This window comes from Paenibacillus sp. FSL M8-0212, assembly GCF_038004645.1.
Taxonomy (GTDB): Bacteria; Bacillota; Bacilli; order Paenibacillales; family Paenibacillaceae; genus Paenibacillus.
This window is the reverse complement of record NZ_JBBORP010000001.1, coordinates 4,371,688-4,397,804: the sequence shown is the minus strand read 5'-3', so window position 1 is coordinate 4,397,804 and position 26,117 is coordinate 4,371,688. Positions and strand designations below refer to the sequence as shown.

General features: G+C 46.3%; 22 protein-coding genes. 6 read left to right on the top strand and 16 right to left on the bottom strand.

Annotated features, from left to right (window positions below; translation table 11 throughout):
* Positions 1-179 precede the first annotated feature (179 nt).
* The gene (locus tag MKX68_RS19415) at positions 180-1,382 is read right to left on the bottom strand and encodes an MFS transporter (protein ID WP_340913778.1); all 1,203 of its coding nucleotides are present in this window, start codon (positions 1,380-1,382) and stop codon (positions 180-182) included.
* Between the two features lie 314 nt (positions 1,383-1,696).
* Entirely contained in the window at positions 1,697-2,656 is a 960-nt protein-coding gene (locus MKX68_RS19410) for a helix-turn-helix transcriptional regulator (protein WP_340913777.1), read from the bottom strand.
* A 321-nt stretch (positions 2,657-2,977) separates the two neighbouring features.
* Between MKX68_RS19410 and MKX68_RS19405 the strand changes: the two genes are divergently transcribed.
* Positions 2,978-4,564 carry a choice-of-anchor I domain-containing protein gene (locus MKX68_RS19405; protein ID WP_340913774.1) on the top strand — a complete coding sequence of 529 codons (1,587 nt, stop codon included), beginning with the start codon at positions 2,978-2,980 and terminating at the stop codon, positions 4,562-4,564.
* 491 nt (positions 4,565-5,055) lie between these two features.
* Here MKX68_RS19405 and MKX68_RS19400 read toward each other — a convergent pair whose 3' ends face one another.
* The gene (locus MKX68_RS19400) at positions 5,056-7,299 is read right to left on the bottom strand and encodes a carboxylesterase/lipase family protein (RefSeq protein WP_340913773.1); all 2,244 of its coding nucleotides are present in this window, start codon (positions 7,297-7,299) and stop codon (positions 5,056-5,058) included.
* Between the two features lie 723 nt (positions 7,300-8,022).
* Here MKX68_RS19400 and MKX68_RS19395 point away from each other — a divergent pair.
* Complete coding sequence (locus MKX68_RS19395) at positions 8,023-9,675, top strand: alkaline phosphatase (protein ID WP_340913772.1); 1,653 nt, start codon at positions 8,023-8,025, stop codon at positions 9,673-9,675.
* Positions 9,676-9,839: 164 nt separating this feature from the next.
* Positions 9,840-10,205, top strand: a complete 366-nt coding sequence (locus MKX68_RS19390) for a VOC family protein (protein WP_340913771.1) — start codon at positions 9,840-9,842, stop codon at positions 10,203-10,205.
* Positions 10,206-10,324: 119 nt separating this feature from the next.
* On the opposite strand, the gene MKX68_RS19385 is transcribed toward MKX68_RS19390, so the two are convergent.
* The 4 genes from MKX68_RS19385 to MKX68_RS19370 form a co-directional block, all read right to left on the bottom strand.
* Entirely contained in the window at positions 10,325-11,533 is a 1,209-nt protein-coding gene (locus MKX68_RS19385; protein ID WP_340913769.1) for a GNAT family N-acetyltransferase, read from the bottom strand.
* 197 nt (positions 11,534-11,730) lie between these two features.
* Entirely contained in the window at positions 11,731-13,209 is a 1,479-nt protein-coding gene (locus MKX68_RS19380) for a methyl-accepting chemotaxis protein (RefSeq protein ID WP_338588139.1), read from the bottom strand.
* Between the two features lie 306 nt (positions 13,210-13,515).
* Positions 13,516-14,559: a pectate lyase family protein gene (locus MKX68_RS19375; protein WP_445671084.1), complete on the bottom strand. Its 1,044-nt coding sequence runs from the start codon at positions 14,557-14,559 to the stop codon at positions 13,516-13,518.
* A 287-nt stretch (positions 14,560-14,846) separates the two neighbouring features.
* Positions 14,847-15,689, bottom strand: a complete 843-nt coding sequence (locus MKX68_RS19370; protein ID WP_340913767.1) for an AraC family transcriptional regulator — start codon at positions 15,687-15,689, stop codon at positions 14,847-14,849.
* A 114-nt stretch (positions 15,690-15,803) separates the two neighbouring features.
* Between MKX68_RS19370 and MKX68_RS19365 the strand changes: the two genes are divergently transcribed.
* Positions 15,804-17,789: a beta-galactosidase gene (locus MKX68_RS19365; RefSeq protein WP_340913765.1), complete on the top strand. Its 1,986-nt coding sequence runs from the start codon at positions 15,804-15,806 to the stop codon at positions 17,787-17,789.
* Positions 17,790-17,912: 123 nt separating this feature from the next.
* Here the strand turns inward: MKX68_RS19365 and MKX68_RS19360 are convergent, their stop codons facing one another.
* From MKX68_RS19360 to MKX68_RS19330, 7 genes are all read right to left on the bottom strand, one after another.
* The gene (locus MKX68_RS19360) at positions 17,913-19,055 is read right to left on the bottom strand and encodes a DUF4179 domain-containing protein (protein WP_340913764.1); all 1,143 of its coding nucleotides are present in this window, start codon (positions 19,053-19,055) and stop codon (positions 17,913-17,915) included.
* Positions 19,045-19,575 carry a sigma-70 family RNA polymerase sigma factor gene (locus MKX68_RS19355; protein ID WP_445671124.1) on the bottom strand — a complete coding sequence of 177 codons (531 nt, stop codon included), beginning with the start codon at positions 19,573-19,575 and terminating at the stop codon, positions 19,045-19,047. The genes MKX68_RS19360 and MKX68_RS19355 overlap by 11 nt, the downstream gene beginning before the upstream one ends.
* A 198-nt stretch (positions 19,576-19,773) precedes the next feature.
* A complete protein-coding gene (locus tag MKX68_RS19350) occupies positions 19,774-20,175 on the bottom strand; it encodes a hypothetical protein (protein WP_340913761.1) in 402 nt (133 codons plus the stop codon).
* A 36-nt stretch (positions 20,176-20,211) separates the two neighbouring features.
* Entirely contained in the window at positions 20,212-20,538 is a 327-nt protein-coding gene (locus MKX68_RS19345) for a hypothetical protein (RefSeq protein ID WP_340913759.1), read from the bottom strand.
* Between the two features lie 14 nt (positions 20,539-20,552).
* Positions 20,553-21,269: an SMI1/KNR4 family protein gene (locus MKX68_RS19340; protein WP_340913758.1), complete on the bottom strand. Its 717-nt coding sequence runs from the start codon at positions 21,267-21,269 to the stop codon at positions 20,553-20,555.
* Positions 21,229-21,909, bottom strand: coding sequence for a hypothetical protein (locus MKX68_RS19335; RefSeq protein ID WP_340913757.1), 681 nt, complete (start codon positions 21,907-21,909; stop codon positions 21,229-21,231). The genes MKX68_RS19340 and MKX68_RS19335 overlap by 41 nt, the downstream gene beginning before the upstream one ends.
* Positions 21,910-21,937: 28 nt before the next feature.
* The gene (locus MKX68_RS19330) at positions 21,938-22,405 is read right to left on the bottom strand and encodes a DUF6386 family protein (protein ID WP_340913756.1); all 468 of its coding nucleotides are present in this window, start codon (positions 22,403-22,405) and stop codon (positions 21,938-21,940) included.
* 188 nt (positions 22,406-22,593) lie between these two features.
* Between MKX68_RS19330 and MKX68_RS19325 the strand changes: the two genes are divergently transcribed.
* Positions 22,594-22,971, top strand: a complete 378-nt coding sequence (locus MKX68_RS19325; RefSeq protein WP_133385742.1) for a PilZ domain-containing protein — start codon at positions 22,594-22,596, stop codon at positions 22,969-22,971.
* Between the two features lie 68 nt (positions 22,972-23,039).
* Here the strand turns inward: MKX68_RS19325 and MKX68_RS19320 are convergent, their stop codons facing one another.
* Both MKX68_RS19320 and MKX68_RS19315 read right to left on the bottom strand, forming a co-directional pair.
* Positions 23,040-24,383 carry a uracil/xanthine transporter gene (locus MKX68_RS19320; RefSeq protein ID WP_340913754.1) on the bottom strand — a complete coding sequence of 448 codons (1,344 nt, stop codon included), beginning with the start codon at positions 24,381-24,383 and terminating at the stop codon, positions 23,040-23,042.
* A gap of 50 nt (positions 24,384-24,433) precedes the next feature.
* Positions 24,434-25,021 (bottom strand): ankyrin repeat domain-containing protein, encoded by a 588-nt coding sequence (locus tag MKX68_RS19315; RefSeq protein WP_339310280.1) that lies wholly within the window; start codon positions 25,019-25,021, stop codon positions 24,434-24,436.
* A 184-nt stretch (positions 25,022-25,205) separates the two neighbouring features.
* On the opposite strand from MKX68_RS19315, the gene MKX68_RS19310 reads away from it, so the two are divergent.
* A complete protein-coding gene (locus MKX68_RS19310; protein ID WP_340913753.1) occupies positions 25,206-26,111 on the top strand; it encodes a LysR family transcriptional regulator in 906 nt (301 codons plus the stop codon).
* The last annotated feature ends 6 nt before the right edge of the window (positions 26,112-26,117 follow it).

Here is a 26,117-nt window from a genome sequence, read left to right as displayed (position 1 = left end):
CTTTTGTGTGGTTGGTTTATTGGTGTTGCTTACATTGATTATTATAATACCCGTGCAAATAAGGCTCAAAGTCCGTAAAAGACGAAAAAAAACGATTTTCTTTCATCATAGTTCACTATTTTAAAATAGATCCTGTTTTCTTTTATTTTGACCTTATTTGACTTTCTGACTTTGTCTGACTATAACGAATGAATGGGGTCCGTTACAGTATTGGATTCATTCTTCCGCATTCCCATCATCATGATTGCCAGCAAGACAACCAGAACAGCTACGAGCATAAATGGAACATGTTTGTCCACCTGATAAAGCGTCGTTGTAAGTAAAGGCGTAATGACGGCGGATATCCCCTGAATCGCTGCTACCAATCCCGCTGCACCTCCCTGCTGTTCTTTGCTAACTGCCAGCGAAGCACCTGCCATGAACCCCGGCATCATCAGACCCGAACCCATGCCAAACAGGAAAAACGAGAAATTATACATGGATAACACATTGAAGACCAAAAACAGGATCATGCTTGCGATCAGGAAAAGGGACCCGAGCAAAATCATTGGACGTGGCTGCCATTTCAACCATTTCATCTGAATGACCTGCATGATCAACATCGCTGCTCCAGAGAACATGAGTCCAAACGAAACCATTCGGGCCGTCGCCGCTGGGGATAGAGCCAGTTGATCCTGAAAATAAAATCCTCCGACAACCTGCAATGTCATAATGCCCATCATCGTAACCAAGCCTGCAGCAAGGTACATTCGTAAACCACGTTGGAACGGGTTGACTTTAGGCGGTTTTGTCTGAATGACCGGTTTGGCTGCCGGGATTAACAACAAGGCAATAATAAACGCAGCTATCGCTATAAAAATGCCAAAATAAAGCGGCCAGAGCAGACCGATAAGGGTAAAAGCTCCTGCAATCGCAGGTCCAAATACAAGGCCAAGTCCATTCGCAGCACTGATAATCGCCATTCCACTTCCCCGCTCTTCCCCTTCTGTCACATCACTCATATAGGCTTGGGCAGAAGAAAGTACAGCCGGAATAAACATACCAATCAGACTGCGCGTCACAATCAGAAGGGTTAACAACACGCCCCCTCCGATCCATGCATTTAATCCCCCATACAAGGCCAGGGCAAATAATGCACAGCTAACAGACATGCCTATGAATCCAATCAATATGATGGGTTTTCTGCCCTTCAGATCACTGAATCTGCCCCATACCGGAGCCATAACAGCCATCATAATGGACCCTAGTGAGATAATAAGACCGGAATGACTTTCTTTCATGCCCAACTCGCGAATAAGTGGTGGCATGATGGGTGCAATCAGCATCAGACCCAGCATGGCTGCAAATACGCTAAAAAAAATACTTCCTCTAATTCGGTTCATGCTTATACACTCCTCTATATTTCAGTACAGTATCCACTGTACCTGGAGTATACAAGGCGAAATGAATCCCCACTGCCTCTATACGGAACAATTCACGGCAAGCCGGATTATTAATTTTATTCTAAATAAGATAAACCCATAAAACGTTACACCAGACCACTACGATTGCAGCACCATCTTTCGATCGCTGTTATCAACGGATTTCCGTGATTCCCTTCTATGATGGAAAAAATCCGTTGATAAAAGCGAACGCTCCGCTTCTCCAGACTGGTTCTGCACTCTTCGTTCTTGTGTAATGTTTCAGTTCATCTTATTTAATAAATCTTTTTCATTTCAGAGGGCTTCACGCCGAATTTGCGATAAAACTGCTGTGAAAAGGCACTGACATTGCTGTAACCGACCGCAATGGCGGCCTCGGTGACGTTGTTATTCTGATTGCGCAGCAACTTCATGGCGTTGTCGAGACGAACCTGACGCAAATATTCAAAGACCGTGCTTCCGAATAGCGCCTTGAATCCTTTTTTTAATTTAAAATCGTTAAGACCCACTTGTCTGGACAATGCTAGCAAGGACGGAGGATCTGCCATGCAAGCCTCCATAATCTCCCTTGCCGTATGTAACTTCCGGATATCCTCTCTGGAAAATCCCGCAGGAATCGGCGCCAGATCAAACAATTGGATCATGAATCGATTCAAAATCTCCAAGGCTGTCGCTTCCATCATTAAGGATGATCGATAACTGTTGTTTAATTCCACAATCAAACTGTCGATCATCGTTCGTATCCGGTTATCCAGTTGAAAGACGATCGGCTTAAACACCTTTTGCCCTAACACCTGATTAAACGCAATTGGCTTAAAACTGCCCAGTTGCGCCGCGGCATAATTGAATAGAGAAACTGGAATCCCCAGCGAAAAGGACGTATACAGTTCTCTTGCCGGAGGATGAAACCACGCTTCGAAATCATGCATGAAAATGAGGGCACCCTGCCCAATGGATAACGAATAATCCTGACCCGATATATCCACCTGTCGTTCTCCTGACAAGGCAAATTGCAATTCCACAATGGGTGTCTCGGACGCAAAATACGTTGGATACGGCTGATGATATTCAACCTGGGAATATAAAATCTCAATGCCACTGTATGTTGTCACTCTTTTAACCTTACCGCTACCCGCCTTGGGAGAGAGCAGATACGTGTGTTCATCTTGCTGACTGTAAGGTTCTTGGGTCAGGTAATGCTGATATACTACGCCTAATGCATCATCCGTGCGCATGGGTATTCACCTCGCCTATATCTTGATCAGACTCGTCAGTAAAGAAAGTCCGAATTAATTGATAATGATTCTCAATTATGATTCTAGCGTATTTTCTCCCGTTCGACCAGTCCTATATATATGAAGGTTCACGTCTGCTTTTTTCTTCATGTGGCAACATCATTTTATACGCTAACTTACATATCCAATTTGGAAAAATATCTCTTATCTAACCTTTTACACAAATCGCAGACTTCTCTTACCTCTCCTTAACATAAGCTCCCTATACTAAAACAATTGTATAACTCATTACACACGAAACGATAAAGGGGATCTGGAACATTGAAAAAGAGAAATCAATGGCTTGCCGTTCTGTCGATGACTGCCATTCTTACCGCAGGAGCAACCAGCTACACCTCCATGATTCATGCCGCTGACGTAACAAAACCTGCCAACGATCATGTCGTACTGCGTACAGCCATCCAAAATATGCAGGGTACGGTCACATGGAACGGTAGCAGTCGCAGTGTAGATATCCAGATCGCAGATACTAAAATACAACTTCCTGTAGGGACGTCTTCAGCCACCATCAACGGTGTGAAAACTTCTTTGGACAGTAAAAGTTACATCACCAAAGGTACAACGTATGTATCTCCCCAAACGCTAAAATTAATTACGGATCAACTGATCCTAAACCAAAATAAAACCGGTTTTGAACGAACCGCATCGTTTCAGATGCCCGGTGGCAAAGCAGAAATATCAGCCTCTACGCCAGATGGACAGCGCCTGCTCGTAACCGAAGCAGACAATGGTAGCATTGCCATACTGGATATTGCTGACTTGAAAAACATTAACGTATTAAAGACAGTCAGCTTCCATGACCTCTCCGCCAAAGCTGAAGTCACAAGCGTAACCGTGTCCAAAGATGGCAAATACGGTCTTGCTGTTATTCGTACAGGGGATACAGATAGCGAAGCAAACAAAGGATTGCTTGCCATTGTGGATCTGACAACCTACAAAACCGTCAAAACGTATGAACTCGGTATTGGTCCTGACTCGATTGCACTGTCACCTGACGGTCTGCATGCGGTGATCGCGATAGAAGATGAAGAGCTGAATAAAGCTGCCGATGAAATTGACTATGCCAACACCAAACGTCCGGGTAGCATTATGGTAGTATCTTTTGCTGGCGGGAACGTATTGGAGGGTGAAATCACCAACTTGCCGGTATCTCTCGAAAATGTAGAAGGCGCCATCTATCCGCATGATCCACAACCAGAGTATGTTGCCATTAGTCCAGATAGCAAAACAGCAGCTATCACGTTACAGGAAAACAATGTCGTTGCTATTGTAGATCTGGAGACAAAAAAGATCAGCTCCATCTTCGCTTTGGGTACTACTTCACATCAAGCGGATCTGAAAGATGATGGTATCGTTCAGTTTAAAGAGACGTTGACTGCTCGTTATGAACCGGATGGGATTGCTTTCTCGGCAGATGGCAAATACCTGCTGACAGCTAACGAAGGGGACTTGGGCAAGAATGAATTTGAGGATGGTGTAAAAGCAGGCGGACGTAATATCGCTGTCTGGGATCTGCAAGGCCAGCGGATGTACGATAGCCAGAACCTCATTGACGAGGCAACAGCTATGGTCGGCTTGTATCCCGATGATCGCAGTCCCAACAAGGGCAGCGAAGTTGAGAACCTGACCGTTGCTACTGTAGACAGCACTACGTATGCAGCGGTAGCTTCTGAACGGGCAGATGCCATTTTGTTCTTTGATCTCACTGATCCGGTCAATCCAGACTACCTGGGTCTGATCCCTACTGCCGGAGAATCACCTGAGGGAATCCATCGTGTTAACGGACGCAGCCTGTTTGTGAGTGCAGATGAAAGCACCGGAACCCTTAGTTTTTTTGCCAAGAAATAGATCGAGCGCCCTTGGTATGTAAAGGCTGAAATGAGCGGTTTCACGTTGTATTGAGTAGGTGGGGGCGTAGAGCCCCTATCCTCTCAAACTGTTGTACACGCTATTCCACGTTCCCACATAATGCTACAAAGCTTATCGACGCTTTATATTTTCCAATTCCCGCCTGTTCCGCTCGACTTCCTCTTGTAACACTCGTACTTCCATCCTTAATGCGGATACTTCCTCTTTGACGCCAGACCTCTTCATCCCAAGATAGAAAACCAGATATAATACAAGGCCAATCATAATAAAGAAAATTAATAGCGTTATAATACCTGCAATACCAAAATTACTAACTCCATCCATAATGTACGTTTTCCCCTTTCCCATATCTTATTAATTTATATTTACAACAATACCATATTTATGTATAACGAACAGTATAAAAAGCCAAGAGAGCATGCTCCCTTGGCTTTTAATTTATCTATATATGCCTTCCTATCCGGTGATCCTTATTCCCAGAAGAAACGACCTGCGAACACTTTTTCCGTCAACAGTTTATACGTTTCTTCAGGCAATTCTTTTTTCATCTTTGCCATAACGGCGTCTTTGCCTTGATTATATTGTGTGGACATGCCAATCTCTGCCGTTGTATTGCTTGCATCCAGACGCATGATTGGGGCTTGAGCATCTTTCGTCCAAGGTGTCCATGCCGAGAGATCAGGTGATCCACCCGTACCTGGATTGCCTGTGTACAGGAACTGCTTCAGATATGCTGCCATCGCGGCGGACAACTGATCACGTCCTGGTTTGTTTGTATCGCTAAAGTACCCATCAGGGAAATAAGCAGCAATTCCGTCTGCGTGTCCTGTATAGAAGTCCATATCCGCACCATGTGGTGCACCCAGTAACGTGAGCAAACGCTCAGAGATAACCCCAGGTTGTGTGCCCCATGCAAAACGATACGCATATACCGGTGGCTGACCTGCTTCACTTGTCAATTGTTCTGCTACACGCTCTGCATTAAAGCCTGCATAAGCTTCGCTACCGTATTTCAACGCAGCGGCATATTGCTCCGCCTTGGTTTTATCGGTAAACAGGGTTCCATCGGTAATCGATGGAGAGAAGTTTGGATCACCGAAGGCAAATCCGGAGAACTCCGTTTCCAGGCTGCCGAGCAATACAGGAACTTTTGTGTAATTACCGCTCTGGATGGCGTCAAATCCTTCTTTTGGAATCACTGTACCATCCCGGAACAGATGCGGGAATGGTTCCATACGGATTGCGGTTGCACCAAATGCTGTGACCAACTTGTCCGCAGGCAGTGCACGCAGGTAACTCTCCAGCTGTGCCTGAGATTGCTTGCCAATCCATGTTTTGGCTTCTTCTGCATTAGCCGCTTTCCCCTCTTGCACGAGTAGCTTCACAAGTACATCCTCGGATTTTTGCTCGCCTTCTTCCGGTGATGCTGTCGTCAATCCTCCGCTGAAAGCAACTGCTTTTTGATACAACCCTTTGCTAAGTGGAGAGATCAGGGTTGCCAGCACATCACGTGCACCAGCAGATTGTCCGGCTAATGTAACATTGCCTGTATCTCCGCCAAAACCTTCGATATTATCCTGTACCCACTCCAGTGCACGGAATGCGTCGAGCAGACCGTAGTTACCTGAGTCATCCAGGGCATTGCCTGTTTTCAGCGCTGCATTCTCGAAGAATCCGAGAGCTCCCAAACGGTAGTTCACCGAGATAATGATGCTGTTGGTGCTCCGTGCAAGCTGTTCACCCTGAAAATCTTTGCCTGATCCGGTCATATTCCCGCCGCCGTGCAGGAACACCATAACCGGAAGTTTCGAGCTGGTTGTGTCGGGACGCCAGATATTGAGATACAACGAATCCTCGCTACCTACTGTATTTTTACCGGAGATCTGCAAGCTGTTCGCTGCAAATTCCTTAGCCGATCTCGTTCCTGTCCATGATTCCGGTTCTTGCGGGGCTTTCCAGCGCAGTTCCCCTACTGGAGGTGCCGCGTATGGAACACCGAGCCAACCCAGCGTGCCATATTGCTCATAGGTTTTGCCATCAATTGTGCCATACTTGGTCTGTTGCACCGTTTGAGGTTTGAACGCCCCAGCTTCTTTATGTTTCAACCAGCTCTGCTCCAAAGTTCCACTGCCATTCTTGAGCTGTATCTGCAAAGCCTGTGCGGTTGCCTCTGCCATCAGGCGATTGGTAAGTTGACTCGCTCCCTTCCCTTGAAGCGCCTTGATTCCTTTACCAGCCGCATAGGTGGAAGCCGCTCCCTGCTCATAATCCGAACCCGCTTCATATCCAAGCACCTTCAGCAGCATTTCGGCATAACCTTCCGCTGTAAGTGGTGCATTAGGTTCAAACTTATCCGTTCCTGTTACGATCTCAGACACATACGGATGCTGCTTCAAGTAACCAACGACCGGTTGCAATACTTTGCCTGCCTGAGCCGCATCGTCATACGTTTCCGATCCCTGATAAGCGAGTGCTTCTTTCTCCAATCCGGACAAACGTAAGTAAAGTACTGCGGCCTGAATGCGTGTAGCCTTTTTGTTCAGATAAGCTGCATTAACACCTTGACCGCTGCCGCGAATAAGCTCGGATTGGATCAGCTTGTCCATCGCTGCTGAAGAAGAGGATGCTGTATTGCCTGCTGCATAAGCTGGTAGAGCGGATACACATAACCCCAGAATTGTTGCTACGGCAATCGAACGTTTAATGGTTTTCATGTCATAAATCTCCTCGCTGTCGAATAGTGTGTGATGGGATAAGTTCATTGGAAATGTTCAGTTGAAATGCGTATCTAAGAATCAGTATTCCAATGTCTGGATGAGTCTATATCTCTATTTATGAAAAATTAAATCTGCTGCGCTCCTTTCTGCTCGAAATATCTGCTACCGCGCTTGCGGTCATGCCATCAGGCATTTTTTTATATAAAAAAACCTGAACCGAAGGCAAACAGACATCGCTTTAGCGTGGTCTACTGCCCTCAATTCAGGTTTTGCCTGCAATCAGTAACAACCCTGAGGAATGAGGTTCATTCCATATGAAAATGTAAACGCAATCAATCGTTTGATGAACAAAGAACCAACGAATGAACTGACACAGGTATTGCCCTAAACACGGTTACAATCCTGTTGTTATGGTGATGTTAGCACATAATGTAAGCGTTCGCAATATCTTTTTCTAATCGTCTTCATAGGACTTCTGACAGGGCAACATAAAAAACTGCATTCTCATGCGGGTTTAAACTCAACTTACATCATGATGATCTAAAATACTGTCTCTTAATTCGTCAACTCCTTATTTTGTCCAGTTCACCGGAATTCCAGCACCCTTCACTAATCGTAAATTTTACATATAGTTAACCCATTTCATACGTTAGTTTAGCAATTGTTGTATACACTTGGTTTGGGATACCAACTATACATATATTCTAGGAGGATGCATTCATGTTAAACCGGTTTAATGTCCGTGCAGCCAAAATGATGCTCGCGGTGACAACGATTGTTACGGCTACACTCGGAGGAAGCACTGCAGCGTGGGCTGTGGAAGACACCACCTCAACGACATCTGCATCACCGATTAAAAATGTGATTATTCTGATTCCTGACGGTATGGCTAACGATGCTACCGCTCTGGCTCGTTGGTATAAGGGCTCGTCCCTGACACTGGACTCCATGGCAAGCGGCATGGTTCGGACTCACTCCGCCGATGCGCCGATTGCCGACTCAGCTCCTGCCGGAACCGCTTTTGCAACAGGTTATAAATCTCATACCGGATTTGTTGGTGTACTGCCGGACAAGGCTACGATGCCAGGGCAAAAGGCAATTGCTCCTGGAGACGAAAGAAAACCTGTTGCTTCCGTACTGGAAGCATCCAAACTGGCGGGTAAAGCAACTGGCATTGTCGCTACATCCGAGATTATGCACGCCACACCAGCGGATTTCTCCTCTCACTATCCGGACCGTAAAAACTATGATGCACTCAGCAAACAGCAAGTCTATAATGGCATGGATGTTGTGTTGGGTGGAGGTAGCAAATATCTTGAGCCAGCCGGACGTAAAGACGGCGAGAATCTGATTTCGTCCATCAAGGCACTGGGTTACGATTACGTCACTACACCAGATGCAATGAAAACATCCGATTCGAACAAACTGTGGGGTATGTTTGCACCCGCAGGCATGGCTTATAATATGGACCGTGATCCTGCGAAGCAGCCAAGCCTTGCCGAGATGACATCAAAAGCCATTGAAGTTCTGTCCAAAGACAAAGACGGCTTCTTCCTGATGGTTGAAGGCAGTAAAGTGGATTGGGCAGCTCACGCCAATGATCCGATTGGTATTATCAGTGACGTGCTGGCTTTTGATGATGCCGTGAAAGTAGCTATGGATTTTGCCAAAGCAGATGGAGAGACTGCCGTTGTGGCTGTTACGGACCACGGCAATGGTGGACTCACCATTGGTAATGCCTCCACAACTGGCACATATGATAAAGAGCTGTTGTCCACATTTATCGGACCTTTGAAAAAGGCCAAGCTGACAGGTGAGGGCGTTGAAGCGAAGCTGAATGCGAAGCGTACAAACATCAAAGCAGTGATGAAACAATACTATGGCATTACGGACCTGACTTCCGAAGAGATTGCCACAATTAAAGCTGCCGAGCCGGGCAGTCTTAACTATGCAATCGGTCCAATGATCAGCAAACGCGCAGGGATCGGCTGGACAACCGGTGGTCATACAGGTGGAGATGTCGTGTTGTACACGTATGCTCCGAACAATGACCGTCCATTCGGTGTGATTGATAACACGGATGTCGCCAAATATATGGCACGAGTACTGGATCTGGATCTCGACAGCGTGAGCAAACAATTGTTTGTACCTGCCAAACAGGCATTTACAGCCAAAGGTGCGACGTACAAACTGGACCTGACTGACGCTAAAAATCCGAAGATCCTCGTAACAAAAGGCACTACCAAGCTGGAACTGCAAATCTACAAAAATATTGCACTAGTGAACGGCAAAAAGACAACTTTGGAGGGTGTCATTGTATATAACGGTGTAGAGGCATTTGTACCACAGAAGGCCGTTGATCTGATTCAATAATTCGTTAGCACTACCGGAACTGCAAGAGATTACACCATTTGGCTGCCGAATATTTCGGCAGCTATTTTATTGTTTACTGATAAGGGGTAGGTTCCTGCTAACGCCTAGCGTATAATGAACGTAACAAAAATACATATCATGCAAGAAAAAGGAGAGATTCACCCATGTTGATCAAATTAAACTGGATCACGCTGAGGGTCAGTAATTTGGAAGCTTCACTCGGGTTCTACCACGACATGCTTGGACTTCCAATTCAGCGCAGATTCGAAAGCCGTGGACGGCAGATTGCCATGCTGGGCATGGAGAATGAAACCAAACTGGAATTGATTGAGGGCAGTGAATCCATTCTTAAACCAGAGGCCGGCGTGTCGATCGGCTATGAGGTGAACTCGCTGGATGAAGCCATGGAACGACTGGCTGAGCTGAATATTCCGATTGTGCGCGGCCCCATCCAGCCCAATCCGCATCTGCGGTTTATTTACATTACAGATCCAGATGGCTTCGAGGTGCAACTCGCAGAGCATTTCTAATTAGGCGACTGCGCACAAATGTGCGTATCACGATGACCGGTTGGGTGTGCAAGTGTGCAGTCAAACCAGATGCAAGCTCACATCTGCATCGGGCAGCGTAAGCACGTTTTTATGTCTGTTTACAGCTTCATGCGGCGCATCAGCGGCACACCTGCGCGATTCAACAACCGATCAAGCAGTAGCCAGCACCAGCGTCTGCCCCACGGAAGATGACGCTCATACACAGCGGAATACTCAAAATCCGCAACAGCACCGCGATTGCGTTTAAACTGCGCCGCCCCGGCGCTCTCATGCAACAGATGGCCGTTCTCGCGAGCCTGTCCGATCAGACAAGCCGATAACATGCGGTATAGTCCAACGGACTGGGGCACCGCTGTGTCGTAACCGAACAGTGGCGTTGTCATGATTCCATTTCGGCAGAAATAACCCATCACCGCGTTCAGGCGCCCCTCCTTTCGCAGTCCATAGAGTCTGAGTGTTCCTGATGCCATCGCAGCAGCAATGAACCGCTCGGTAAATTGCGGATTGTGATAGGAGTATTTTTCAAGGTACAACAGCTTGTACAGCTCAACGATTCGCGGAATATCTGCATCCGTCATATCTGACTCGGAAACGAATTCGTAGTCGTGCTTTGCCAATAATTCGTAATCCCGCTTCAACAGCCAGCGCGATTTCGAGTTCCCAAAATTCGGATCATGCGCATGATACAAATAGATTTGTCGGCTCGGAATTAGTCTACACCCCGCTTCCGCTAGCCTCGCTGTGAGATCGGGATGAAGTCCCGGACACAAGGAGCGAAACACAATGACATGCTCAGGGTATCGCTCTTGTACCGTTTCAAGCAAGCGTTCTGCCTGTTCACCGGACATGGCTGGATACAGATTCGTAGACAACAACCAGTTGTTCACATGCACAACTTTGTTGATCTGTGATTGCTTCATTCCCCAACCTATTAGACTGAGCAGCACAGAAAGACCCTTTTCCAACACAGGCTTCTGCAACATGGTTAATTCTTGCTTGGCGTAACTCACATAATGCGTATATGGCGAACAAACGTAAGCATTATCATACTCTGTATCATTCACCGTCAGTGGAACAACAAGATCATCGATCCGGGCGAGCAACAATGTCGTTTCCACGTTGGACATAAAGCTTTGGGTCCCGTCCAGCATCATAGGTTCCAGATAGACTCTGGCATATCTGCCATCCTCCGTATCAGGCCAGTCCATGTCTTTGAACGATTGCTGATCATAAAAACGTACGCGTGCAGCCCTATTATCATTCCTAACCTCATATGTACTGTCATCGCAGTCCAATCTATCTTTCATTCCTTTATCCTTCAACCTTCTACTCCCCCATGACGTTACATCTTCTTTTAACTACCATTTACAGTTTTAGTTCTACTCTCTTCATACTCTACACAACACACTGTATAGGAAAAAAATGTCGGCATCAAGCTGTTTTACAGATAAAAAAGCCCGTCCAGTACGCTAAATTCGCACCGACAGGCCCTCAACAATTAATATTAAAGTTTATTCTCAACGGAAGAAGCCTGATGATCCGAGACTAACTCATTCAGGTTCACAATCAGTTGCTCCAGTTCTCCAAAACTCTCCACCATCTTCTGTGTCAGGTTGCGTTGTTCTTCCATGCTCGCCAGAATCTCTTCTGTCGCTGCACTGGATTGCTCCGTTACACTTGAAATCTCGGAAACCTCATTCACTACTCTGGTGGAAGATTCCTTCATTGTAGCCGAACTAATCTCAATATCTGTCGCTTGATTCAACACATGCTGAGAGTTGCTGTTGATCGTACGGAACACTTCATCTGCCGTTTGCACACTGTCTCTTCCGTGCTGTAACGATAGACGAATACGTTCGAATCGATCTGTCAGTGCCTGCGTTTGTCCTTTTAATCGAGACAGAATGGTTGAAATATCATTCGCAGACTTACCCGAGCTCTCGGCCAGCTTGCGTACTTCCTCTGATACAACGGCAAACCCGCGTCCATGCTCGCCTGCACGAGCCGCTTCAATGGCTGCATTAAGCGCGAGCAGGTTGGTCTGAGTTGCAATATCCGCTATGCTGTTCAGCATAAGCGTCATGGATTCACTTTCCTCATTGAACTTTCGCATATCATTTGCAGTTGTATTGATCGTTTCATATAGATCTTGCATCTGAATATTCAGTTGGTCCATATGTTCGCTTCCTGTTTGCGTGCTCGTTGCCATACTTGCAGACAACTCTTTCATCTGTTGGGAATACAACGCAACGTCCTTAATATGCTGATCCGATACAGCTAAAGATTCCGAAATGTCGGCGACACTGGTTGCCTGGAACTCCACGCCTTTGGCAACTTCACTGAATCCCAGGGTCACTTCATGGGTAATGGAACCTGTTGAATCCACCTTTTGCTTCAATTGATCCGTATAACGAGATAGTCCGCCAACAGACTCCTTGACCCGTTCCAGCATCGTTTCCACGCGGGTCCGCGACGCTTCGACCTCGCTCCATCTTTTTTCACTTTCATGAAAGAGCTTTTGGTTCAGATAGGACACCATGAACAAGATTCCGCCCGTAACGGCGAACATTCCTACATTGATTGCATTAGTCACAAACTGATCCTGAGTCGTTGTAGGAATAATCACAAGTTGAAGAATGTTGTTCGCAAGCATAACCGAAAATCCGATGATAAATAATTTTTTATTTGGATAAATAAGCAGGATCGAAGCGATGAGAATGGCCAGCAGCGGTTCAACACTTCCCCATCCGGCGAATACCCCACACAACGAGATCAGCACGGTGTTCACCCAAGGAATTAGATGGATGTGCTTCTTTTTGGCGTTTGCATAAGCAAGCCAGATTCCATACAAGACCACAACACCATTGGAAATAAATAACTTGGGCTGAACTAAAGCCACAGAAAATCCTACAATTAATACAAACCATATAATGATGCTGATGATCTTGTTCCGTTTCCATATAATTTCGTCAATACGATTCATGCATACCCCGTCCTTTAGATAAAATAACTTGCGATTGTAGGGCATACTCGCACTCACACCGGCCTCTTTATGGTTTTCTACCGTGCATATTTCGACGCAACGCTCAGGCCACCGCCATAGTACAATGTTACTTCACAAACATGAAAGCAGCGCTACATTATGTATATCGGTATTCCGGATATAAATTTAAATATTTACTTTTAATTAATGTGCTTCCATATAAAAAAAACATAAAAAGCCCTTCTTATACGCTGTTACGTACAAGAAAGGCTTCTTGGTTACGCTAATAAACATGAATACATGGTCTTATTTTCCGAATACAAGTGTTGTATTGGAGGAACCTGCATACTTGGTGACGAACTCACGCGCATAGCTGGCACTCTCTACCTGATAACTGTAATTGGAGCTTGGTCTCCAGTTCGTTTTAGGAGAAGTCGGACTATTAAGCGCTGGTGTACTTCCCGTATCCGTAAACTCACCTTTTCCTTTGTCATCTAAGATGCCACCCTTTTCAGCGCCAGCACCAAAGTAGTTGTTTTCAGAATAAATCCGTGCTTTTTCACCAATTGTGATGGCCTGATTAAAGTTGTTTGCATAGTTGTTTTTGAGATGGAAGTAACCATATCTTAAAAGTCCAGGACCACGTACATATAAATTTTCGAAGTAATTATTGGACATCGTCACATGAGGTACTCCATTGTAACTGCTGTTACCATCATTCGGATGACCCAAGATGACGCCATACTTATGGTTCGCAAATTTGGAATTGCTAATCGTAATATAGTCGGCGCGATCGCCAATATACAGAAGTTTGTCCAGATCACTACCTCCAGAGCTGTAGCTGTGACCAGCAAACGTCACATGATCAATCCAGTAATTGGAGCCTGAAGTGATATACATCTGGATATCATCATTGGCATTAATATTGGAAGCGTGTTCAAAAGTCAGATTCTGAAAAATCACATTGCTTGAACTGCTTGTGGATCTGAAATGAATATTCGTTAATGTATGTTTGCCAAAGGAACCTACAAGTGTCTTGTTCGCTCCGAATTCAACCTTTTGCAGCGTGGAGGAAGAAATATTCTGTTCAACGACGACAATTTTGGCTGTAGAGCCCGCCATATGTGTTCTCAGGTCATTGAGATTACTAACATAAACTACCTGACCGTTCTTGCCACCTGTCGTAGCTGCCTTGGATACACCACTTTCATTCTTGGCACTGCCTGCAAAACCAGTCAACCCATTCGTACCTGTGTTCGGATAACTAGCCGCACCATATGTAGACGGGGCTGTCGAGACAGTTAGCAACAATAGAGTTACAGCGAGTAAAAGCATCGAAAATTTCTTCAAAATTTCACCATCCTTTATAAAATTATCCTCAAATACAACTCGATTATATCGTGTAACTTTGGTTGTGACAATACAATAATTGCAAAAAGACAACAATATTATCTTTTTCGCAACAGCAGATCAGATATAGTGAAAAAACGTAAACCCAGCCATTCGTTCACACAAAATAGAGACGCTAATTAGCGTCTCTATTAAGGAGTACTATGTGATCCAACTTGGAACTGATCTGCCCTCGGATCAGTTCTTAAAACCTCTAACGAAAACCAGTGCTTGCGGATAATAATATGTTACGACTTCTGATAGCTGCGGCGGAAGGCACCAGGTGTAATTCGTTCCAGCTTCTTGAAGATGGCTCCATAATAACTGGTCGATTCGAAACCGACTTGACGAGCGATATCCTCCATCCCGCGCTGCACATTGTCGAGCAGCAGTTCCTTGCTCTTGTTGACTCTTACCTGATTAACATAGCTAATGGGACGAATACCTGTCGTTTTCTTAAACAAATGACAGAAATATTCTGGTGTGACACAGATCAATCCAGCTAGCGTTGGCAAAGTAATCTCTTCAGCATAATGCTGTTCAATATAGTCCAGAACCGGCTTTATTCGCTCATACTGCTGCCCGACCGTATCGCTACCCTCAACAGATACGCGTTGAATAATCTCTGTCAATAAGGTATAGAGAATGGCGGAGCAGGCGTAATTGCTTAATGTCTGCTCTTGTGGTGTTAAGGCAGCTTGCAGCAGCTCCCGCATTCGGGATAGAAGGTATTCAGGTTGTGCAAGCTTGTATACGCATGTGTCGACAATGCCCACGGTTTCAAACAAGTTTGCTGACCCGTTGCCATCGAAAATGATCCAGTCGACTTCCCAACTGTCGGATAGCGCATAGTATTCGTGCTTCTGTCCAGGGAATAACAGCATGCCCATACCTGGCTTGACGATATGTTCCGTTTCACTTAGCTCGAGCTTACCCACACCGCTGCGGCATTGTATCCACTGATAATCCTCAATGCCTTGGTCTCGGCGGATATGCTCCTGTTCATGATGCAGGCCGATGCCAAGTAAATAAAAAGGGAGCAGCTTGTCTCGGGCAGATAACACTGGAAAATTACGATTGGGATGAGGCATACGACTAACTCTCCTGATCTTAATATTGTTATATCATATTAATTATTTAAGATATTCACTCGAATGAATATAACATATAATCGCAATATATTGATAAATAAAGGAGATCACAGGATGACAATTAAGATCGGAATTGATTATTATCCAGAGCAATGGACCCCGGAGTTATGGGAGAAAGATGCCATACTTATGCAAGAGACGGGGGTTGCTGTTGTGCGAATGGCGGAGTTCGCCTGGAGCCGAATGGAACCGACTGAGGGTAATTATCAGTTTGAATGGCTGGATGCGGCTATAGAAGTATTCGCTTCGCGCGGCATGGAAATTGTGTTGTGCACCCCAACCAATACCCCGCCAAACTGGATGACAACACGTTATCCGGATGTGCTGCCCATAGATGAACAACGCCACATCATTCGGCCAGGTGTGCGTGGACATCGTTGCAACAACAGCCCTTCCTTGAGAATGCTGGGCTCCAAATTTGTGGAAGCGATATCACAGCGCTATGGTAAGCATCCCGCCGTCATTGGCTGGCAAATCGATAACGAGATGCACTACCAGGAGTGCCATTGTGATACATGTAATCGTGCATTTGTCGCTTGGCTGCAAAAGCGTTATTCCAATCTGGAGGAATTGAACCGGGAGTGGGGTACGGTCGTCTGGAGTGGTGAGTACAGCAGCTGGGCTGAGGTAACAACACCACTCGGACCCAGCAAACCAATGAATCCTTCCTATCTTCTGGAGTACAAACGATTTTGTTCTGACAGCGTAGGCTATCTGCTGGGATGGCAGCTTGAGATTTTACGCCGTAACTGTCCAGGCCAATTTGTGACGCATAACATGTGGCAGTATCCGAATAGTCTGGACTATTATGATATGCACAACGAATTGGACTTCGTCTCTGTTGATTATTATCCGAATGAGCTGTATCGCGATTATGGCGATCGGTTTCCGAGGAACGGAGCGCTTACGCTGGACTTGGTTCGCGGCATCAAACGCCGCAATTTCTGGGTAATGGAACAGCTCAGCGGAGCACAGGGTGCCTGGATGCCGATTCAGCGCACCCCGTATCCTGGACTGATCCGAGCTCGCTCTTGGCAGACAATCGCCCGCGGTGCGGATATGGTCGTCCATTTCCGCTGGCGGAGTGCTACCGTCGGAGCGGAACAGTTTTGGCATGGACTGATCGACCACAGCAATGTTCCTGGACGCAGGTTCAGGGAGTTTGCCGAGCTTACTCGCGAGGTGAACCAGTTAGGAGAACTGCTGGCCGACTCGACCATTGTTACCCAGGTTGCCATTCTGCATTCGCATGATCAGCACACAGCGCTTTCCCTTCAGCCGCAGGCGGAAGGGGGAATGCACTATATAGACAACCTGTCCTCTATGCATAATGCATTTCTGAAAATGGGCGTCGGTACAGACGTTATCAATTGGACCGAGGAGCTCAATGGGTACAAGCTGGTCGTTGTCCCTTCCCTCTTCCTGTTAAGTGAAGAAGTAGCACAAAGACTGGAGCGGTTCGCAGCTAAAGGGGGGACGGTTGTCCTCACCAATCGGACTGGTGTGAAGAACATGAGGAATGTATGTGAGATGCTGCCTCTGCCGGGGCTACTGGCCGAAGCGGCGGGTGTTGTCGTAAGTGAATATGATGCCATCGGCAACAGTGAGCATCGGATACGGAACGCGGAGGGCAAGACATTCGCTACAAAGCAATGGTGTGATCTACTGGAACTGCGAGGGACAGAGCCGATCGCATGGTATGACAACGACTTTTATGAGGGTGTACCGGCGGTTACTGTCAATAAGCTTGGTGAAGGTGAAGTGTATTATGTCGGCACTTGGCCCGAGCCATCGTATTTCTATCAGCTGTTTGAAGGCATATTGAAGGAAAAGGATTTGGCGCCCAAAATCCAGTTGCCGGAAGGTATCGAGCTGTCGATTCGAACGAAGGGGGAGCAAAATTTCCTCTTCCTGATCAATTTGATGAATGAGCAACGAGAGATTACGCTGGACGTTCCTTATCGCAGCTTGTTGAACAGCGCGAGGTTGGATCAGAAGTTGACCCTTCCAGCTCTGGGAGTAGATATTTTAACTGTATAAGATCAGCCGTTTTCATATTTAAAAAGGGATGTCTCACAAGGCTTACGACCTTCAGGGACATCCCTTCTCTGCTTTCACTAACATCCACCTAATCTGAATAAGAGTATTTCCAGTTAGTTCATCTTATTTGATTTTGATTTCCAGTTCATCATTCTTGGCTTCCTGCAAATCATCATAGACCTTATCTGGTTTACCACGAAGTTTTAATACCATGGACTCCGGATGGTCCAACAGATTGCTACTGAAAGAATACATCATTCCATCTTCCGATCCGCTCCCGCCTACCCCGGATAACTTGGTCTTCTTCCCGTTTTTAGTGGTAGTTACAATCTCGAGAGGCTGAACGACCTCACTGATCAACAACTTCATTTTGTAATCGATCTCTTGCTCCGGCTCAAAAACAAATCTAACCCGAGTAACAAGCGGTGATAATTCCACTTCTGACAACATAACTTCATAACCCCCAACGGTAAACGTACGATTAACGTTGAGGATTTCCGTTTTGGGGATAGAGAATTTAGGATCCAGCGCAAAAGAAAGATTCATTTTTTTGGAATATTGATACTTCCGTTCCTTTTCCCCGTTTTCTGAATATTCCACCACATCTGGAACAACGGAAGAAAGCTGGAACTGAAGATTCACTTGCTCAGGCAGCGGTTTATTTTGATTACGCTCAATTGTATTCCGGCCATAAATGGTATGCTTATCCTTCGAAAAATGTATACCTCCTATATTTCCGTTATCAAGGACATAACCTGTTCTTGCATCCGTCATCTTGGTATTGACTATCGAATAAATCTCTTGCGATGCATCCGTTCTGGCGGTATACAGTACGGTTATCCTGTTCTCATCCGCCATAACCGCGTTCACGGTAAACTGATATATCCCCGATGTAACCGTCTGGTCTACAAGTTGCACATAACCATTATTGAGCGTTGAAGTAATCGTGGCACTATCCATATCCGAAGTTAGCAGGCCACGAAAGGGCTCTAGTACTCCCCAATGGGTCACAGGCTCAGTATATGTTGCCTGCTCTTGACCATAACTCCCAAGCGGACCTAAGAGAAACCAACCCGCAGCCAGAGCCGTGACCAGCATTGCCGTGATCCATTTGACACGAAAGGTCCTACCTGATCGTTTTGTTCTGCCCTTTGCGAGACCACGTTGAATTGCAGCAGTCGTGTCCGCCGGATTCCAGTGCTGCTTCTCTCTTTTCACCTGATATGCATCTGCAAGAAGTGCTTTCTCCTCCGGGTTAGTGGTCATGCCAATCCCTCCTGTTCTTCATCAACTTGCGCAACTGCTGGAGTCCCTTGTGCTGCCAGGTCTTGATCGTCCCTTCTGGTTTGCCGAGGATCGAGGCAATATCCGTCAGTGTCATGTCGTTATAATATTTCAGCAATAATACATGGCGATATTTCGGTTTCACCTTTTGCAAAAGAGATTCCATAGCAATTCGGTTATCATCTACACTGATCATCCAAGACGCCGGAATGCTGTCCTCCAGATCTTCCTTCGCCAGAGGTGTCGCCCGCTTGCGCCGCCTCTGCTCATCGATACAGATATAGATCAGAATCCGAATGATCCACGACTTGAACGCCTTCTCATTGTTCAGCGTCCGACGCTTGATCCAAGCCCGGCACGTCATCTCCTGTACCGCTTCCAGCGCATCTTGCCGGTTACGCAGGTAGCTATAGGCAATAGAAATGAGCGTATCTTGATGTTCCATAATGGATTGCACAAATTCCGTCTCATCTTCGGTCTGTACATAGATCCTCTGGTTCATCTCTGCTTTTGTTTCCACCCCGCATCCCTCCTTCTCTCTCTTTCTGTAGTATAAGACGGGTGAGTGAAGCAAACGGTTTTTAATATTTGTTCATCAAAAAAAGCTCCGCCATCATCATGAGGGAGCTTGATTACATAGCACTTCGGCCGCCGGTATACAGAATTACGTACACGAATGAACAATCCAAGATTAACTAACTTACAAATTGCCGGTGACTTCGATCCCGTCGGCCAATTGCAGATGATTTCTCACCCAAGTGGTAAACTGATTCAAAAACATCTGTAATTCTGGCTCTGCAACCACCTGTTGATCCAACTCTGATAAAATCTCTATCCACACTTCCTTCATAATCGGATTCTCCCAACAGGGATCTAGAGCCTTCATCTCTTCTCCAGTTCGCGGGTTAATTAAGGGAAATGCGCGATCCAATGCAGGACGAATGTAGTCAAAGTCTTCATTATATATGAACAGCATGTCTTCCATCTCTACTTCAACCGATTCTTCTATGTATAAAGGGGATAAAACAAAACCCACGTTCCGCTGCGGACCTTGATACTGATACATGAGCGCAGGAATAGTCCTTTTTGATTTTTTAGCCATATATGCTCCTCCTGTTTCAGGCAAATCTCTTACCGATCAGAGTTCAAACCAGATTAAACTACCATCTAGCTGCCTGCTTTCTTGCTCCATTTGTTGCATCCAGCTCCGACCTTCTTCACCCCAGATATGGAACAAACAGTAGATATACAACTCCCCATCCACAATCTCTTCTAACCCGGAAGCCTCTTCTATCCACACTTCAAGGGCTCTAGGCCAGGAAGAATCTTCACGTTTCAGTACAAAACCGTTGGCTTGGTGTTCTAAGCTGTACATGTTGGTAAACGTTAATGCACTTGCCAAACGCTTCACAACTGCAGGTAAAATTGCAGGCTCCGTTGCTCTAATCCCATATTCCCAGCCCATATGTACAACCTCCTTCAGACTTCGTTCGCTCCAGATAGTTGTTTTTGTTCATGTATTTGATGGATTGAACGATCCAACCACAACTCATACCAGTCCAGAAAATGCAATCGATTCGTATTGCCCCAATACTGATCAGGATAGATTCCATTGCGGTTAGCCCGGTCATCAACCCAGATCTCTCCGTAGGAGGCTCCCTTAACAATCAGATTCATGGAGATGCCACAGCCAAAATCACTGATGCGCAGCATGCCTGCCGACCATTTCGGATCAAAATATTCGTGTTCCAGCGCTTCCCATTCCTCTTCTTCCTTGCTGTCATCGAACCAGTCATAGTTCCAGTTCCATGCTTCCGTGAATTGGAAAGGGTCCGAGATTGCATTCAGCTCATCATCATAGCCAAGCACAGCGTATACCCCGTCATCCGGGTTTTCCAGACCATAATAAGGTCCTACACCACCCGTTCCCATATGAAGAAGCCATACCTTATACTCCTCCGGCAACTTAATTCGCCATTTCTGTTCAAATTGCGTGATATCCTCCCGCGTCCACACAGGTTCCATTTCATATTCATGGTTTTCTGCACCGAACAGGTCCAGATCCGGGTCCATACTTCGGAGAGCGATCAACTTTTCATGCATACGTTTCAGTTGCATCTTGTACATGGCTTCCCCATCTCCCTTAGCTACTCTATTACGTTTGTTCCACGGCATACCCGCGTTGCTGCAACTCATCCAGTGCTGCTGCCACATCTCGCTCAGGACACAACTGCTTAATCAGGCTGGCGGTCACCGGTTTTTCTTCATATACTTCAGCTACGGCTTTCAACGACAGATCCAGCAAGTCGTAGTACCCTTTTGCCCAATCAACGTAATCTACCGGGTTCTTCTCCAAATATCCCAGTAAAAATTCTACACCACCTCTGGCGTCCGCTTTGTCTTCCTCGTTCATCGCCAGCTGAATCCAGTTACCAACCTTCCACTGCAAGTCGTTCCCTTCCTGCCACAGGCAAAAGGTCACATCCTCCATATCCAACGTTTCCTCATGACTTCGCAGTACAGCCATCAAGGCCTCTGGCACTTCATCGTACATGCCTGGGTAGATCTCACCATCCTCACGAGCATGCGGACTTAAAGATGACTCATGATCAAATCCCTTGATCAACGTGCCTGAGTTCGTAAACAAGACATGCAGATGATCACCTGCGCCGTTATTGATGCTTCCCAATGCCACACCTGGCTGAAGTTCAGCTTCATAATGATGAACGCGTAACCATTCTTCCTCCGAAAAGATGATATCCAAAGCAGCGAGTATTCTCATCCGTTTACGCAGGGCATCTGCATTCATCATCGTTATCTCGTTCCATTCCTGCATATGAATCCCTCCTGTTCGTATATGTACACTAAATCCGGATTAAATCATCCAGCGTGTTATTTCCCTGAATACTTGGTGTCATGACAATGGTGATCCGACTGGCTTCTCTGGAGACGATACACGCATAATTTCCGGGCTTTAACTGAAACAGAACCCCTTCACACGTCTCATCCGGCTCCAATTCACCGCCAGTGACATCATCCGCCGCTCCCAGATAGATGTGCCCAGACGGAACTTGCAGATGATACACCTTTTCCCGTTCCGCTGCGTGATCTGAACCTGAATCCTCCCCTACATCCTCCAGGCTCCATTCCACCTCATACACTCCATCCGCACCCAGATTCAGGAACAGACAATGACCTGCATTCACCTCAGCCAGCTCATCCACTGGAATGGACCACCAGTCCGAAGTATCCTCGGCACGATGTTTTAACGCTGCCAGATCATACAGGCACAATGTTGCCGTATCTGTAACCATTTGAAATGTTCCTCTCATATTCACACGTCCCTTCTATCTGATCCAGGTCTGACCTCAGAAATATATTCCATCATTATATCAAGCCTGATACACGTGTAAAAGGAACCCATGGACCATCTCTGCTTTCGCAACTCTTCATTTCTCGCTCCAAATGGTCGATATAAGCATAACTGACTTTTTTTGAACCTGATGGAGGAAGCCAAGCCATGTCAATTAACAATAGAAAAGAACCCTTTCGCTACACATTGAAGGAACCGATTCACTTTGAGATCTATATTCTCAGCATCAACGGGGTTAACGCACCAGCCAAACCCATTCAGGCCGAACTCTGCGATATCAGTCGATCCGGCTGTCAGCTGTCATTTCCGCTATCCCTTCCTGTAGAGAATAACGATATTCGGATTGGAATGAATATGCTGCTCTTTGAAGACCCTCTATATATGGAAGGCACTCTCCGCTGGGGTCATGAAAAAAATACCTCATGGCACTATGGAGTTCAACTGGAAATGCAGGATGGAAACCAGGACCGCCTCTCCAGAGAGATGCGAATGCTTGCAGGCCAAGGCAAAATTATCGTGAAATAGCCATATAGCCTGATAACAAAAACAAAAAAACAGCCCAATCAAATTGGACTGTCGCAAGATGAAACTCTTTATGCCGCTTTACTAACTGTCGCTGGTTGTTCCATTTTGGACCAGTTCACGGTTTTTTCAAGAACGAGTGAGACCAATACCCCAATGACGAGACCATTGCTTATGATCGGAACAAGATACATGGGCAAGGTTTGAAAGGCTTCAGCAGGAATATTCATTACAGCAACTCCCGTGAGGACCGGCAACGCTACACGATAGATCGTTTTAGAATTAAACGTTGTACCTTCAAGCGTTCTTAGTGCCGTGCCGAACATCTGAAGGTAAGCCACAAACAAAACAGCACAGCCAACGCTTGGTGGTATTTGTGCAAAGAATGCTGTCACAGAAGGTGTAAGACCCATCATACATAACAACCCCGCTCCAATCATAAAGGCAGCACGACGCAGAATACGAGTACTCTCCAGGAACCCGATCGATGATGCAAATAAACCAAAGGGCAGCACACCTACACAGGCTGACAACATCGTGAACAGACCCGTTAGCGCATAGGAATGCCTATACTGACGGCTTGTTGTTTCTGTCCGGTATAGTTTCTCAACTGTGCTTAATGTGGTGATCGAATTCGTCATATTCACCAACCCCACGAAAAATGCAGTAATGACAATACCGGGTTCCCATCTGGGTGCTCCCCACGGAAACAGTTCGAGACCAGCCGGGGCTTGATTAGGCTGTCCGCTATGTTGTCCAGGAAACAATAGACTATAAGCGATCCAGCCTGCCACAATCCCAATCAGGATCGCGTAGTTCCCCAGTTTCCCCCTACCCTTTAATTGAATCCATGCCACCAAAAATGCAATGACAACGGACAATGCGGCAACAGGCAGATTGAAGCGGCCAAACTCCGTATATCCTATCATACCTTTGAAAAAATTCATGGTTAATTGAATCGTCATTAGAAACAACATGGCACTCTTCACCATAGGTGTGAACAGCTTTTGCAGCACTTGCGCTGCTCCCAGCCAACCCAGAATCACCATCGTTAGTCCCGCTAACAGAAAACCTGCAGCCAGTCCACCGCCAATACGCTCCAGACTCATACCGGCCGATGAAGCAGATACCGTCAAACTTAGCGTCAATCCCCACCATAATCCTGACGGACCATCCATAATCGCATATCGATGACCGAATACAGCTTGCAGAATACACACTGCTCCGGTAAGGATAAATGCTTGCTGCATCGAGGCAGCTATCGCATCCGGAGACAGATGAAAATTATGTCCAATGGATAGCGGCACAACAACGGTATTGGTAAACAGGAAGAAAAACCACTGTATACCTGCCAAAATCAGTGAAGATACGTCCTTCATATTCTTTTGTGTAAAATGCTCTTGATGTCTGTTCATTCGTTCGGAATATCCTTTCACTGTTCTATATCATAAATGTGTAACTCTCTTCAGACTTGGGTTAATAGTCGTTCCATCTCGGCATACCGATGCCGGCTCGCATGTGCAAGCGGTGTAATCCCGTCCCGATCCGCGATCTTTGGATCTGCACCATATTGCAAAAGCAAGGCAACAATCTGCTGATGACGCGGCCCACCATCTCCCAAAATGACTGCTTCCAGCAAGGCTGTCCATCCCAGGTTGTTGATATGGTTCACATCCACATCACTGCGTGTCAGCAGAAGCTCCACAATGTCCACATGGCCCCGATCCGCTGCTGGAATAAGGGCTGTACCGCCAAAACGATTCGTTAACCTTGTATCTGCACCTGCTTCAACGGCCAGTTCGACCATGTCATACATACCCTCAGCACTCGCGTATAACAACAGGTTGTCCAATCGTGCATCCCGAAGATTAATGTCGGCTCCGGCGTCCACTAGCATCCTTGCCGTGTCTATCTTGTTACCGTGCACCGCTGCCATCAGAGGTGTTCGCCCCAATGCATCCCGTTCATTCAACCGGCTGCCCTGTTGTGTGATAAATCGAATGACCTCATCAGTATGGCCCGCTAGAGCGGCATCATGTATTGTTCTAACCACGTTGTTTCATCCTCCAATTCAAGGTCTTTCTCGTGCAGCAATATTTATATGGAAACCAAGTCCCGTTAGTCAGGTATGCAAATCTAATGTATGGTAACATAAGATCGTAGTATATTAAAAATACATGTTTTGTTGGCTTTCCATACGAATTACATATACATCGCAGGCGAAGGAGAACAACCACTTGGATATCAAACAATGTCGCTATTTCATTGCCATTGCTGAGGAGAAACAGATTACAGCAGCAGCCCGGAGACTTCACATGGCTCAGCCGCCCTTAAGCCAGCAGCTTAAGTTAATGGAAGAAGAGCTTGGTGTGATTCTATTTGAACGCAAAGGGCGCATGATGGAGCTAACGCAGGCGGGTCGCAGCTTCTATGATTATGCGGTCACCTTGACCAAATATATGGAGGAAGCTCTAATGGAGATGCAAAGTTTCCGTCACGGCATACGGGGCAAACTCTCCATTGGCATTAATACCATATCTGATCGTCTGATCCCCCAAGCACTTCAGCAGTTCCGCACCACACATCCACAGGTTACTTATAAAATTCAGCAAAATGAGTCCGCACAATTATGCCGCCTTCTGGATGATGGCAAAGTCGAGCTCGCTTGTGTACGCATGCCTGTCCAGACCGAACGTTATGAGGTGCTGCACCTGCCACAGGAGCCCCTCTTCTATATTTCTTCAACACCGCTGGATAGCCCACCGGAGATGACCCCTGGAGCGGAGATGCGGACCTATTTCAAGCAGCTTACAGGTATCCCTCTACTGCTTCCAAGTACAGAAGGACTTGGTATGTTCGAGTTGATTCTGGACAAATTCCGGGAGCATCAGGTTACCCCCTCCATCATGGGTGAGTGCTCAGACATTAATATGTTGCTGGAGCTGGTCCGACTCGGCTTCGCCAGTTCTATCGTGCCTCACACGGTACTACAGCTATATCACGAGCACCCATTTCACGTATATCGCATTCAGGATCAGCATTCCACGGTTGGTTCGGCACTGGTCTGGCTGCAGAACCGCTATCTGTCCAAGCCTGCACAACACTTTGTGCAATTGGTCCAGGGTATGCTTCCCGTGGTGTAAAAGGCT